At 43.0% G+C, this 14,524-nt stretch carries 9 protein-coding genes and 2 pseudogenes; 5 read left to right on the forward strand and 6 right to left on the reverse strand.

What is annotated here, in order from left to right; translation table 11 throughout:
* Together KQP79_RS16215 and KQP79_RS16220 are read left to right on the forward strand one after the other, a co-directional pair.
* Positions 1–847: tyrosine-type recombinase/integrase (locus KQP79_RS16215; RefSeq protein WP_264386541.1), on the forward strand; the 847-nt coding region annotated here is incomplete at its 5' end.
* A 19-nt stretch (positions 848–866) separates the two neighbouring features.
* On the forward strand, positions 867–2,078 hold the full coding sequence (locus KQP79_RS16220; RefSeq protein WP_004311260.1) for a site-specific integrase: 1,212 nt from the start codon (positions 867–869) through the stop codon (positions 2,076–2,078).
* Positions 2,079–2,142: 64 nt separating this feature from the next.
* On the opposite strand, the gene KQP79_RS16225 is transcribed toward KQP79_RS16220, so the two are convergent.
* Both KQP79_RS16225 and KQP79_RS16230 read right to left on the reverse strand, forming a co-directional pair.
* Positions 2,143–2,436: a helix-turn-helix domain-containing protein gene (locus KQP79_RS16225; protein WP_005811301.1), complete on the reverse strand. Its 294-nt coding sequence runs from the start codon at positions 2,434–2,436 to the stop codon at positions 2,143–2,145.
* Positions 2,437–2,448: 12 nt separating this feature from the next.
* Positions 2,449–2,652 (reverse strand): helix-turn-helix domain-containing protein, encoded by a 204-nt coding sequence (locus tag KQP79_RS16230; protein ID WP_032849094.1) that lies wholly within the window; start codon positions 2,650–2,652, stop codon positions 2,449–2,451.
* A gap of 298 nt (positions 2,653–2,950) precedes the next feature.
* Between KQP79_RS16230 and KQP79_RS16235 the strand changes: the two genes are divergently transcribed.
* Both KQP79_RS16235 and KQP79_RS16240 read left to right on the forward strand, forming a co-directional pair.
* Positions 2,951–3,118, forward strand: coding sequence for a hypothetical protein (locus KQP79_RS16235; protein ID WP_004311262.1), 168 nt, complete (start codon positions 2,951–2,953; stop codon positions 3,116–3,118).
* A gap of 195 nt (positions 3,119–3,313) precedes the next feature.
* Positions 3,314–6,862, forward strand: a complete 3,549-nt coding sequence (locus KQP79_RS16240; protein ID WP_004311263.1) for an Eco57I restriction-modification methylase domain-containing protein — start codon at positions 3,314–3,316, stop codon at positions 6,860–6,862.
* Here KQP79_RS16240 and KQP79_RS16245 read toward each other — a convergent pair.
* Positions 6,834–7,520: pseudogene (locus KQP79_RS16245) on the reverse strand (transposase); the annotation flags it as partial. The gene KQP79_RS16240 and the pseudogene KQP79_RS16245 overlap by 29 nt on opposite strands.
* 232 nt (positions 7,521–7,752) lie before the next feature.
* On the opposite strand from KQP79_RS16245, the pseudogene KQP79_RS16250 reads away from it, so the two are divergent.
* Positions 7,753–7,926 (forward strand): annotated as a pseudogene (locus tag KQP79_RS16250) (transposase); the annotation flags it as partial.
* 3 nt (positions 7,927–7,929) lie between these two features.
* Here the strand turns inward: KQP79_RS16250 and KQP79_RS16255 are convergent.
* Genes KQP79_RS16255 through KQP79_RS16265 form a run of 3 tightly spaced genes read right to left on the reverse strand, consistent with a single transcriptional unit; the run spans position 7,930 to position 14,507 of the window.
* Positions 7,930–10,122, reverse strand: a complete 2,193-nt coding sequence (locus tag KQP79_RS16255) for a HEAT repeat domain-containing protein (RefSeq protein WP_234120845.1) — start codon at positions 10,120–10,122, stop codon at positions 7,930–7,932.
* Between the two features lie 2 nt (positions 10,123–10,124).
* Positions 10,125–12,326, reverse strand: a complete 2,202-nt coding sequence (locus tag KQP79_RS16260) for a HEAT repeat domain-containing protein (protein WP_004311266.1) — start codon at positions 12,324–12,326, stop codon at positions 10,125–10,127.
* Positions 12,327–12,332: 6 nt separating this feature from the next.
* A complete protein-coding gene (locus tag KQP79_RS16265; protein WP_061447498.1) occupies positions 12,333–14,507 on the reverse strand; it encodes a hypothetical protein in 2,175 nt (724 codons plus the stop codon).
* Between the last annotated feature and the right edge of the window lie 17 nt (positions 14,508–14,524).

Here is a 14,524-nt window from a genome sequence, read left to right on the forward strand (position 1 = left end):
CCGTGCGCCCACCACACTCTCGACCTACCTCTTCACCTACCGCACGCTTTCCGAATTCATCAAGGCGAAATTCAAGGTTCCGGACCTTGTCTTCGGGCAGCTCAACGAGCAGTTCATCCGCGACTATCAGGATTTCATCCTTCTGGAAAAGGGATATGCCGTGGACACGCTTCGCGGCTACCTGGCCATCTTGAAAAAGATCTGCCGCATCGCCTACAAGGAGGGCCACTCGGAGAAATACCATTTCTGCCACTTCAAGCTGCCCAAGCAGAAGGAGACAACACCGAAAGCACTCAGCCGTGAGAATTTCGAGAAGCTGCGTGATCTGGAGATACCGGAAAAACGCAGGTCACATGTCATCACCCGGGACCTCTTCCTCTTCGCCTGTTACACCGGCACCGCCTATGCCGATGCGGTAAGCATCACCCGGAAGAACCTCTTCCGGGATGACGAGGGCAGCCTCTGGCTGAAATACCAGCGAAAGAAAACCGACTACCTCGGACGTGTCAAGCTGCTTCCGGAAGCCGTCGCGTTGATTGAGAAATACCGGGACGATACCCGCGAGACTCTTTTCCCGCCGCAGGACTACCACACGCTCAGGGCCAATATGAAATCCCTGCGCCTGATGGCAGGGCTGAGCCAGGACCTTGTCTACCACATGGGACGGCATTCTTTCGCCTCGCTGGTCACGCTCGAGGAGGGAGTGCCGATAGAGACCATCTGCAAAATGCTGGGACACTCCAACATAAAGACCACCCAGATATACGCGCGCGTAACCCCGAAGAAGCTGTTCGAGGACATGGACAGGTTCGTCGAGGCAACCCGCGATTTGAAACTTATCCTTTAATCCCTAAACAATCATTATCATGCGCAGTACATTCAAGCTCTTATTCTACATCAACCGTAACAAGGTGAAATCGGACGGCACGACCGCCGTCCTCTGCCGGATCAGCATCGACGGAAAGAAATCGGCAGTCACGACAGGCGTCTATTGCAAACCCGGGGACTGGGACAGCAAGAAGTGTGAAATCAAAACAGCTAGGGAGAACAACCGCCTTGCCGCCTTCCGCAGCCGGTTGGAAGAGGCGTACGGGAACCTGCTGAGGAACCAGGGAGTGGTCACGGCCGAACTGCTCAAGACCACCGTGTCAGGCGCCAATTCCGTACCGGAATACCTCCTGCAGGCCGGAGAGGTGGAACGCGAACGGCTCAGGGTCCGCTCCAAGGAGATCAACTCCACTTCCACCTACCGCCAGTCGAAGACCACCCAGCTCAACCTCAGGCAGTTCATCGAATCCCGCGGGATGAAGGACATCGCCTTTTCGGACATCACCGAGGAGTTCGCCGAATCGTTCAAGGTCTTTCTCAAGAAGGAGCTGGGACACAGGAACGGACACGTGAACCACTGCCTGTGCTGGCTCAACCGGCTCATCTACATCGCCGTGGACCGGGAAATACTAAGAGCCAATCCGATAGAGGACGTGGCATACGAGAGGAAAGAAACACCTAAACTAAGGCATATCAGCCGCAGTGAACTGAAGCGGATGATGGAAACCCCGCTGCCCGACCCGATGATGGAGCTGGCACGCAGGACGTTCATCTTCTCCTCGCTGACCGGTCTGGCCTACGCGGATACGAGGGCTCTCCATCCCCGTCACATCGGAACGACTTCGGAAGGAAGAAGGTATATCCGCATCCGCCGCGCCAAAACGGACGTGGAGGCGTTCATCCCGCTGCATCCCATAGCCGGACAGATACTGGAGCTTTACAACACCACGGATGACGACAGGCCGGTATTCCCGCTGCCGGTCCGCGACGTCCTCTGGTATGAGGTACATGGAATGGGCGTGGCATTAGGCATGAAAGAGAACCTGTCCTACCACATGGCCCGGCATTCGTTCGGGACCCTGACACTGACCGCAGGTATTCCGATAGAGAGCATCGCCAGGATGATGGGCCACACGAACATCGACAGCACGCAGGTCTACGCCCAGGTCACCGACCGGAAGATATCCTCGGACATGAACCGGCTGATGGAAAGAAGAAAGCCCGCGGCCGGCAAGGAAGCCGCAGGCTAAATAAAAACTGCCGCCGGAATCGTAAATGCAATTCCGGCGACAATCCTTAAACTTAAATACGATATTATACCAATGCAGGGTGATAGTTCTCCTCCAGCAGCCTCTCGATGTCCGACTGCCAGTACAGGATCTTCCCGCCAAGCTGGATATAGGGAATCCGTCCTTGGTCCCTGTAATCCTGCAGGCACCTGCGGCTGATCTTCAACATCCCGGAAAGCTCCCTGTCGGTCAGGAACCGTTCCCCGTTGAAGGGAGGACGGTTGTCACGGGCAAGACGTTCCACTTTTTTCTCCATGTCGTCCAGCAGGGCAAAGAACCTGCGGACACGTTCGTTCTCCTTGTCGATAATGCCTTCCATCTCTTCCGCTCTTTAAAGGTTTCCGTTCTTCCTTCTTTCTCTCACCTCCTTCTCCTTGCGTCTGATGCCGACGTAGACCATCAACTTCTCCACATCCCCGGGCTTGTAATAGAACTTGCGCTGGAGGCGGGTGAACGCCAGCCGTCCGGTATCGCGGAGAGTCTGCAGGGTACGCGGCGAGATGTCAAGGCGCAGGCAGACATCCTGGCCGTCCAGTCACTCTCCGGGTTCCTTACAGCGGTTTCTCTCATACAATCTGTCCACACGTGCGGACAGGTTCTCGGCGCGCGCCAGCATCCTCTCAAGGACACCGGCCTCGATGTAGCATATTTCCATATTTTCAACTCGTTTAAATATCAGTGCGAATATAAGGGAAGAAACCATGAGAGGCAAGCACGACCGGCACACTGGCAGGAATAGTCATGGATAGTCGGTTTTTGTCATATGGGAAGGAAAAAGAAAGCCGAAGCAGGTCTGGATCCACTACCCCCTTTGGGTATGTGAAAGGAACGTTGTGGTGAAAGAAAAAACTCCTTTTCACACATGGATGAGGCAATGCCGGAAGTCCGGCAATAAAAAATGTGGCTTCTCTATCCGGGTAAATGCCATGATTACAGACTTCTTCCTGTTCCTATACCATCAGGTCGGTTACCTTCAGGTTAACAACTTATCCAACCTGTGATAGATCCGGATGTGAAAAGATTACTTTGGCTGGCTATTACAATATAATAAGTAGAATCATGTCAAATCTACTGCTGCTATTGTTTGTTGATAATGGCTGGCAGTAGAACAAACTTTCGTTAAACCAATACGTTCATTCTTTATTATCAAGTTTTTAGACTACCTTTGTATTTTATTAACTCATTTACCAAACATTATGGGACTACTCAAACCGAATCAAGTTTTGAACAAAGCATATAGACAGGTTGCGATTGAAACAACAGATTTTGACTTATTCAAAAATGCCCTTCGCACATTGAGAGACAATATTGTGGATGGGCAAAGAGAACACACGCAAAAAGAACATTTACGTAATTTTCTGAGTGAAACGTTCTACAAGCCATACTACATGGCTCCCGAAGAAGATATTGATTTGGCTATCCGATTGGATAAAACTATCAAGTCCAATATAGGGTTATTGATTGAAGTAAAGAGTACCACCAACAAAGGTGAGATGATTTCTAATGACAATCTTAATCGTAAGGCTTTGCAGGAATTATTGCTATACTATCTTAAAGAACGTGTCAATAAGAAGAACAATGATATTAAATATCTCATCGCTACTAATATTCATGAATTCTTTATTTTTGATGCCCATGAGTTTGAACGCAAATTCTATCAGAACAAACAATTACGTCGTGAGTTTCAAGACTTTGTGGATGGACGCAAAACCAGTAACAAAACCGATTTCTTCTATACTGAAATTGCAACAACCTATATTGAGGAGGTGAAAGATAGCCTTGAATACACTTACTTCAACTTACAAGACTATCAACACCTGCTTGATAGAACAGACAGTAGCGCTTCACGCAAACTTATCGAACTTTATAAGATATTCAGCGATACACATCTTTTGAAGCTATCGTTCCAAAATGACAGCAATTCGCTCAACCGTGGATTCTACACTGAGCTGCTACACATTATTGGTATTGAGGAACGCAAAGAGAATAATAAAACCGTGATTGTACGCAAAGCTGTGGAACGGCGTGACGAGGCTTCATTACTAGAGAATACTATTAACCAACTGGATGCAGAAGATTGTTTGCGTCACATAAATGGTCGTTTGTATGGGAATGATTATGAGGAACGGTTATTCAATGTTGCAATGGAATTGTGTATTACTTGGATGAATCGTATCCTTTTCTTGAAACTGTTGGAGGCTCAGATGTTGAAATACCACAATGGAGATGCAATCTATAAATTTCTTTCAATAACTAAGATTCATGACTATGATGATCTCAACACACTCTTTTTCCAAGTGCTTGCACGTGACATGGGCAGCCGCACACACTCCATTATGCGTGATTTTGCTTACGTTCCCTATCTTAACAGTTCTCTTTTCGAGGTGACAGATTTGGAAAGTAAAACAATTAAGATAAACAGCCTTTCACAACGTACGGTACTTCCTGTCTTGGCGAGTAGCGTATTACGAAATAAAAAACGCAATCTACAAGTCAACGCATTACCCACCCTGCAATATTTGTTTGCTTTTCTCGACGCTTATAACTTTGCGAGCGAAGGCAGTGAAGAAGTGCAAGAAGAGGCTAAAACACTCATCAATGCTTCTGTTTTAGGGCTTATATTCGAGAAAATAAATGGTCACAAGGATGGTTCAGTATTCACTCCAGGCTTTATCACTATGTTCATGTGCCGTGAAGCAATCACCAAGACCGTGTTGCAAAAGTTTAATGGTTATTATGGCTGGAATTGTACCACCCGTATAGAACTATACAACCATATTGACAATATAGTCGAAGCTAATGAACTAATTAACAGTTTGCGACTGTGTGATCCAGCTGTTGGTTCGGGTCACTTTCTTGTGTCTGCTCTCAATGAACTGATACTCTTGAAATACGAATTAGGTATTTTGGTAGATGCTACCGGTAAGCGTATCCGCAAAGCGGACTATCAACTTGCCATTGAAAATGACGAGCTGATTGTTACCGATACCGAAGGTAATTTATTTGCTTACAACCCACTCAATGCGGAAAGTCGCCGCATGCAGGAAACTCTTTTCAAGGAGAAGCGTCAAATCATTGAGAACTGTTTATTTGGCGTTGATATTAACCCCAACTCTGTGAAGATTTGCCGCCTACGACTGTGGATTGAATTGTTGAAGAATGCTTACTATACGGCTGAAAGTAATTACACTTATTTAGAAACCTTACCAAATATCGACATTAACATCAAATGTGGAAATTCTTTGCTTCACCGATTCGCTTTGACAGACAGTATTCAGACCGTACTGCGAGAGTCTAGTATCAGCATCAGCCAATATAAGGAGGCTGTAGCTAAATATAAAAATGCCCAAAGTAAAAGCGAAAAGCAGGATTTGGAAACGTTTATAACAGAAATCAAGTCGAAACTGAAAACAGAGATCAACCGCCGGGATGCACGATTGGTTAGATTGAACAAACGCCGCTCTGAGTTGGCAAACTTACAAGCGCCTCAACTGTTTGAACCGACAAAAAAGGAAAAGAAAGCGTCGGACAAGCGCATTGCCGATTTAAAGAAAGAAATTGCGACTTTAGAAAATATATTTGAGGAAATACGCTCCAACAAAATTTATCTTGGTGCATTCGAATGGCGTATAGAGTTTCCAGAAGTACTCGATGCCGAAGGCAACTTCTTGGGATTTGACTGTATCATTGGCAATCCACCTTACATTCAGTTACAATCTATGGGTAAGAGTGCCGATGTATTAGAATGCATGGGTTACATAACTTATGCACGCACTGGTGATATTTACTGCCTCTTCTATGAGTTGGGTATGAACCTGCTTACTCCCAATGGTTTTCTTTGCTATATCACGTCTAATAAATGGATGCGTGCAGGGTATGGTGAAGCCTTGCGAGGTTATTTCGCAAGCAAGACCAATCCTATTATGTTGGTAGATTTTGCAGGTATAAAAATATTCGATGCAATAACGGTAGAAGCAAATATTCTTTTATCTCAAAAAGCAGCAAATATTTTTAACACACAAGCTTGTTTGGTACAAGATTCGAATGGCTTGAATAATTTGAGCGATTTCGTGCAGCAACAAGGCGTGAAGTGTAACTTTGCAGATTCTATCCCATGGGTGATATTGTCTCCCATTGAACAGAGCATCAAGCAGAAGATTGAGTCTGTGGGAATACCCTTGAAGGATTGGAACATCCAAATCAACTATGGGATAAAAACTGGTTTCAATGATGCTTTTATCATTTCTACCGAAAAGCGTGATGAGATACTAGCGAATTGTCAAACAGAAGATGAACGTGTTCGGACGGCTGAACTTATACGACCGATTCTTCGTGGCAGGGATATCAAGAGATATGAATATGAATGGGCGGACTTGTGGATTATAGCCACATTTCCTTCGCGGCATTATGATATAGAAAGTTATCCTGCGGTGAAAAATTATCTTCTGTCAATTGGCATAGAGCGTTTAGAACAAACAGGAGAAACTCATATTGTTAATGGCAAAAAAATAAAAGCCCGAAAGAAAACTAGTAACGAGTGGTTTGAAACACAAGATAGCATCAGTTATTGGGAGGATTTTTCTAAGCCAAAAATTGTATGGAAAATAATCGGAAACCAAATGGCTTTTGCATATGATGCCAACAATTATGTAATGAACAATGCCTGTTATATTATGACAGGCGATCATTTGGATTATCTGTTGGCAGTATTGAATTTTCCAATAACTGAAGTAACCTTCGTGTAATCATACGAGTCTGTGATTTCCTGCGTTTACGCAGTTTGCTATAAGCAAGATAGGCACGGCGTACATCAAGATACTTGTTACGGGGACGTTGTATGTGCAAGGTCTGGCAATGTTTGCACAGATGACGATGAAGCCATACAATACCTTCCCATAAGAGTTTGGTATCAGTAGGAAAACGCAGATGACTTTCATAACAGGTGGCATCGGTCATACAGACATGAAGGTTCTCAAGATAAGGTTTCCAATGCTCGGCAAGAATGAGCTGGAGGGGCTCAACGTCAAGGCGATGCGCTAGTTCCTGACGAATTGCACTAACGATTTTAGGATTGGTTAGTGGATGAAGCGGATCAATCTGAACACCACAAAACAACTGGTAATGAATATTACCGTTTAAATGCTCAATCAGTTGTGCATCGGAAAAGTTGGTATAGGACTTCAAGACCATCAAGGCTATTTTACCTTCGGGAGAAAAATAACTTTTACGACCCAAAGCAGAGGACTTCAAATGCATTTGTCGGGCCAGTTCCGAGAAAGGAAACAGAGCATGGAGGCGACCTAATTCACTCGTTGCAAAACTTTGACGATATTTTTTTAGCATATCGAACTCGGTAAAACCTAAACGAGGTTCGATTTCTGAGATTTTTTGTATCTTTACCATGTGTTTTTATTTTAGATTACCCCCGTTTTGGCCGTCAAACCGTTTTTTGGGGGGAATGCTTAAAGATACAAAAAAGGCAACTAACTCGCAATGAATTAGTTGCCTTAAATTTTATTATTTTAGGAATATCCCTGTTTTAATGATTGGTGTCTGGAACTGGTTGAGGAGTTATACTATAGACATTTACTGAATGTCCCTGTATAGTGTCGATAATATTAAAGAAAAACTTGTTATCTCCCTATATGCCAAAGGAATGAGCGTGTCAGACATAGAAGAGGAGATGCGTGAAATCTATGAGATAGAACTGTCCACATCAGCTATTTCCATCATCACGAACAAAGTCAACCAGGCTGCTCAGGAATGGCAGAACCGCCCTTTGGATCCGGTCTATCTCATCGTTTGGATGATTCTACCTATTTTGACTTTTCAGCCTATTAATTGTTTTGGTAACTTCGTTCATTAGCTTTTGATTGGAAGTTCTAAATGTGTTAAGTTCTTTGATTATATCTGCTTTATTATAGTATAAATTATACCAGCCTAATGTTTCAGCAGCCAATATGCGAAGTTCTTCTTCTTGGCTTTCATTTTTTATAATGTTCAGTAATGGCTCAATAGCTTTAGCAATAGGTTTATTTCGGAACCTACTTATTTCGCTTTGTATCTGTTTGGTAGTACTTTCCGGACTGTCAATAAGTGCAAAATCTCTTTCAAGTCCTTTCTTTTGGCGAGGAAGGTATTCTAACAATTCATTCACATAGGAAGAATCGTAGAAAGACCAATCGGCAGCCTGTTTCTTCAATTCATTCAAAGCCATATCATGGTCGAACGTGTTGATAGCACTAAAAATTCTGAAACGATGGCGGTTTTCATGTCCGCGTAATAAATAGCTTTCTATCCATGCCGGCAACAATTCCGGATTGCAATTCTTTTCAACGTATTCCACCGCATAACGACGGATCAGTTCATAACTGTCGTTCATGGCTGTCTGCAATACATCGGCAACCTCTGTCGGATAGTTCAAAGCTAATAGGCGTAATGCTTCCAACCGCACAACGAAATAGTTCGATTCGTGGTAACTTTTCTTCAGCAACTCAACGAGACCACTATAATTTGCCATTGACAATTGACGGAGCGCCATTGCCTGCATGTCAGCCATAGGGGAATTCAGCTGTTTTTTCCAGAATGTAACATTTCCTTCCTGCGCAACTAAAGCTTGGTTGATGTCCATATCCAGCCCGGCATTATTGGTGAAGTGAAAAGTCGGGTCACCGATCAGATGATTTTCCAAGAAGCAGGTAAAACGAGTGAACTGCCCGATGCGCATACCGGCAGCTAACAAGCCGAGAAATTCATCCGGCCATTTATCTTGAATGGTGTTAACCGTACATCCCATAGTAGCAATGGTCTTACCCTTATTGAATATATAAGAGCCTACAATGTTGTCATCCAAATGGAAAGAACCGTTGAAACAAGCATCGAACAATATAAAACGCGCATTAGGAGTCAAAAGACGAATATCTTCAGTATAGATATCCATATTACGGTTTACAATGGAATCCGATTTTATTTTCTCCTCATCGAAAGCTTCCGCACACCAACTTTCAGGCACCCCATACTGCTTGGCATATTCTTTGATAGCAGCTTCACGCCCATGTTTCTTGGCGTATGAAGGCACTTTGCTTCGCAAGAATATTTTGGCATTCTCAATACTCAAATTAATACCGGAACCATTTTCATAGCCATTGATATACTGCATGGTGGGGCCACCGTGGTGATGGAATAGCATGACATCTAATCCTTCGCGCTGAATCTCGTTCAAGTATAATGGTTTCATCGGATAGCGCATGTTAAAATCATAGAACTTCACTGTATTACCCGATTTGAATATTTGCGGCAATTGCTCACGTAAGGCTATTTGCTCACCGCTCCATGCCAAAGGATCTTCAGAATTGTAACCATGGCCACGGGCCATAGTCAGTTGGTCAAATGCATTTTGCTTTGCTTTTTCGGCAACTGCCTTTTTTAAGTAATCGCGTAGCATCTGATAACGGTTCTCACCTTCTAAATGTAATGGACGGATACGGGCCGAATAAATATCCGGTGAAATATACTGTTTAGAATCAGCACGCAATGTCATATAATGATAGTCAGGTATCAAACTGTCTTGTTTAATATAATCAAATTTTAATCCGAAGTCATCATAATAACGGTCGGAAGGAACGCTTGATTTCTGCCAATTGGCTTTGGGAGACCTTTTGAAAGCCGAAGATAGATGATGTGCATCACGAATCATTGGAATAGGGATGTCACCTATAAATACGCAACCCTCCAAAGGCGTTTTCTCATTCTCATGCAATTTGACAAGTTGCTCACGAATAGGTTCGGGCCTTTTCCAATCATCAATTAGCAAGTAAGTACCTAAACCTTCTTTTTCTATACTGGTACGATAAGCATCAATTTCACTTTTCGCTTCATCATAACTTTTCTGATCGACTACAATTGCAAAAGTAGTCTTTGTTTTTATACTAGGATGTACAACTGTTTGCGCCTGCATATCCTGTAAGCACAAAGCGATAATTGCCAAAAGGATGTATTTATTCATATTTATAAACTTAATCTTTTGATTGTCTGTTCAAGCTCTGCTTTTAAATCTTCCGGAAGATTGGCTGTTTGTTGCATCTTCTTTATTTCTTCAAGAATGTGTGGCCGTTGTACAGAATTAGTAAACCAACCTAATGCTTCGGCCATTACTACACGTACTTCCTGTGGATTACCGGCATCACGAATTACATTCAAATAATCATCCACGTGGAAATGGAATGTATAGTTACGCACATTGCGGATTGCACTGATACGTTTTGCTTCCGGTGCAGCTACATCCATCAAGGTCTGATGGACTTTTGCCTCTTGTACAAACATTCTTTCCAGGCTTCTTAGTAATCGTTTTTTCTCTTCGTTTTCATTCAAACGGTCAACTTTTGCATAAAAGTCTTCTATTGTCTTTTCTACTTTCTCTTTCGGATAAAGGCTTAAAGCCTTGTTGGCACTCATTTGTACGCGTAAGCGTTCATTATGTTCGACCAATGCTTCCACAATAGCGGGCAATAAGGAATCGTCACCTACAAATCCAGCATAAATGGCACTTTGGCGAGCTACCATTTCATAAGTATCGTTCAAACCTTCGCGTAATGCTTCGATGAAGTTGTCGTCCTGATAACGGCTCAACAACTTGATAGCTTCCATACGAACCGTATTGAAGCCACTTTCCCGGTACTTCTTCAGGAGCAACGGAGATAATTCCTTTTGGGTATCGGCGTCAGCCAGCATACGCATGGCCAAACTTTGTACATCAGCGTATGGGCTGTTTAACAAATTCTTCCAATAGGCTTTGTCATCTTTGTGTATTGTTATATCGGTACTTAAAGTATTGGCTTCGATAGGAGCAAAACGGAAAGTGGGATCACCAAACAAATGACCTTCAAGTGATACGATTAGCTTATTGTATTGCCCGGCTCGTACACCATGGGACAACAAACCAATCATTTCAATAGTCCAGCGGTCTTGCAATACGTTACGGGTATTTCCTTGTGCTACTAATGTCTGACCGTCATTAAAGATATATTGTCCTGCTATATAGTCGTTTTCGTGAAAAGAACCGTTGTAGCACGCATCAAACATTATCATCTTCGGATTAGTGGAAAGATTTCTCTTCATTAAATCTTCCGTTACGATACGTTCATCAGCGTAGTGAAGAGAGTCTGCTTCCCAGAACTTAGGATTGTCCAGGTCTTTAAAAAACACCTCATTCACTTGTCGTTTTTCCTGCATCTGAATACGTAAGGTGTCTTTGTCACGTTTTCCAACATGGGACATGACTGCATTATAAAGTGTACTCTTCAACATTTTATAACGATTATTGAAATCAGTGCATGCCAATTCATCATTAATAAGCTGCCCTGTTGGCATTCCATGTTCATGAAACATAAATAAGTCAAGGTCCTTTCGTTGCAATTCGCTGAATAACTTATATTTCATAGGGTGTTTCATTCGGAAGTTCCAATGTTTGAATCCCATTTGACGACCAAAAGCTAATGGAAAGTTCTCCATATAAGCTTTTTCGTCATCCATCCATACAATCAGGCAATCGGAATTGTAAGAAGCACCATTGAATGAGAATACCCGATCTAATTGATTATGCTTATCTGCCTTGGCAGCAGCAGCTTTCTTCAGATATGAGGCAATGGCCGCATATTTATCCCCTTCCTTTTTTTCCGGATACTTGATACGAGCTGAATAGAAAGTAGGATTTAGCCGCTGGGGACTGTCTTCTGTCAATTTGTAGTAGAAATGCTGATGATTTACTGAGTCTTGCCTGATGAACTCAAACTTTAAGTTCAGATCATCATAAAAGCGGTCGGTAGGTACGGAAGACTGATCCCAAGGAAAGGCTTTCTCATTCATTTTGAATGCAGTAGTCATGTGTTGCGCATTACGTACCAATGCGACAGGCACATCGCCGATTAAAACCAGACCTTCCAATGAAGGGCATTCTTGATATGTTTTGATGATTATCTGTTTGACTTGATCTGGATTTTGCCAGTCACCGCTGATCAGATAAGTTGCCAAACCATCATCTTCAACCGCAGTTTTGTACTGATGCATGGCATCTTTGGTATTTGCATAAGTTTGGTTATCTGTTATGATAGCAAAAGCGGTAGGTTGTTTGACCAATGGCTTTATGACTGTTGTTTGTGCATTTCCTGCCAATGGCAAAAGAAATGCCAGATATATTATTTTTTTAATCATGGCCAATTAATTTTTAAGTCTGTAATATGTACGGTCGGCTTCTTCACGAAGGTTCTCGGATAAGCTCTTATCTTTTCTCAGTTGATCGCATACCCGAAGGATGTCAGGCTTCCGATAAGAATGAGTGAACCAAGCAAAAGCCTCCAATAAACAGGTTTTTAGCTTTTCACTTTCACTGGAGTCGGTAAGTAAAGCCAAGAGGCCGTCTACACAGGCATGTGCCATATGATTTTTCAGAGAATTGCAATAAAGGATGCGCCAACGTTCGGAAGTCTCTTTGCTTAATAACTCTTTTTGCATGCTACGACTATTATTGGCATTCTCCAAAACCTTACGCATCTCCTCCTTGTCTTGCAACACATAGGTCTCAGCCATTACTTTATCAATTGCCGCCTGTACGGCTGCCTGATCAAAGACTTGAAGCCCCAAACTCACATTAAATGCCACACGCTCGGATAGGTTGTCTTCTACATAGGCTTTGATTTGCGGATAAACATACTCGTTCAGTCCCACATGTTGCATCATACGAACAGAGGTGCGACGAATAAATTCATAGGAATCCGTAATGGCCAAGTGTAAGACTTCCCGGAAGTTTTTGTCACTAATCTTCTCAAGCAATACCAAGCAGGTGAAACGTACCATCATGAACGAGGAAGTTTCAAAAGTTTTTCTTAATAAATCAGAAATACCCGGATAGTCATTGCGATAAAGGTTGTGCAAAGCAAAATTCTGTATGTCGGCATAGGGCGACTGTAATAACTCCAACATGCGGGACTCGCTATATGGTTCTTTGAACAAAGCATTGGCATCTACCTCATTGATAGATTGAAAACGTAGAGTAGGGTCACCGGTAATGTGCGATTCGAGAATATTCGTCAATTTAGCCCATTGCCCCACTCGTGCTCCCATACCTAACAGGCCGAGCATCTCGTTTGCCATTTTATCTTGCAGTACATTGACTGAATTGGCAAAAGTAGTTACGCATTTTCCTTCCGACATGATATAACGTCCGGCAATGTAATCTTTTTCCCGGAAATCACCATTATAGCATGCATCGAAAATTACCATACGGCTATTAGGCTTAAACTCTGTAACTTCCGACAGGATAATACCGGTGCGCAGGTCTAGTAAAGAATCTTCTGCAATTACTTTGGGATCATCATAGCCTGCAATCCAAGTAGTGTCCAAACCGTATGTGTTTTTCATCATATCCAGCATTTCGTCGAAAGACTTTTTGTTGTTTTGCTTTCTACGCGCTAAACCACGATAATAGTACTTCATTGCATCTACATGAGCATTCCACCTATTAGTAGCGGGACTACCGGAAAGATATTGACGTTCGGGCATACCATGCTCATGAAAAATAGACAAGTCCAGATCTGTGCGTTTCAGCATATTAATGACATCGTCCTTGGGATAATCGCTGAAATTATAACGGATGAAACGGGCCCGTCCCTCTTTATCGAATACGCCCGGCATTTGTTCGCGAATAGTAAAGGTTTCCGGTGTCCATGCAGTCAATGAGTTAGAGTAAGAGCCATCACCTGTATAGGAGAAGAATTGGTCTAATTTATTGTTTATCTGGTGCTCAGCCACCACTTTTTTAAAATAGCGGCTGATTTGCGCATGCGGTTCTTCGCCGTTATCAACAGCTTTGACACGTGCAGAATATATGTCACACCGAATTTGCTGTGGAGATTTTATAGCCAAATTATAATAGAAGAAATTATTTTCGACACTGTCCTGTTTCAAAAAATCGAATTGTAGGTCGAAATCATCGTAGAAACGGTCGCTGGGCACTGAAGAATCTCTCCAGTCATTGTTTTTCTCATCCATTTTAAAAGCGGAAGTCATATGCTGGGCTTTGCGGAGCATTGGAATAGGGATATCACCGACAAATACCACTCCTTCCAATTTATCCTTTTTGTAGAGCTTAACAATAACTTTCTTTACATCTTCCGGTTTATTCCATTCATTGTATACGATGAACGTAGGCAACCCTTCCATTCCTAGAATCTCCTGATAGGCTTTAAGCTCGGCTTCACAAGCCTGAAATGTCCCTTTATCTGTAATTACAGCAAAAGAGGTGTCCTTTACTTTCACAGCCGGTTTAACAAATGTCTGTGCCCGCAGAGATAATATGCTGCAGAGCATCAAACTTCCAGTTATTAATTTACGCATGTTTTGTAATATAGATT

The organism is Bacteroides sp. DH3716P (assembly GCF_025914115.1).
GTDB classification, from domain to species: Bacteria; Bacteroidota; Bacteroidia; order Bacteroidales; family Bacteroidaceae; genus Bacteroides; species Bacteroides ovatus.

Bases quoted from the DNA above. Each gene is read 5' to 3' on its own strand.
- KQP79_RS16220 (WP_004311260.1), top strand. From the start codon at position 867: ATGCGCAGTACATTCAAGCTCTTATTCTACATCAACCGTAACAAGGTG.
- KQP79_RS16225 (WP_005811301.1), bottom strand. From the start codon at position 2,436: ATGGAAGGCATTATCGACAAGGAGAACGAACGTGTCCGCAGGTTCTTT.
- KQP79_RS16240 (WP_004311263.1), top strand. From the start codon at position 3,314: ATGGGACTACTCAAACCGAATCAAGTTTTGAACAAAGCATATAGACAG.
- KQP79_RS16255 (WP_234120845.1), bottom strand. From the start codon at position 10,122: ATGAATAAATACATCCTTTTGGCAATTATCGCTTTGTGCTTACAGGAT.
- KQP79_RS16260 (WP_004311266.1), bottom strand. From the start codon at position 12,326: ATGATTAAAAAAATAATATATCTGGCATTTCTTTTGCCATTGGCAGGA.
- KQP79_RS16265 (WP_061447498.1), bottom strand. From the start codon at position 14,507: ATGCGTAAATTAATAACTGGAAGTTTGATGCTCTGCAGCATATTATCT.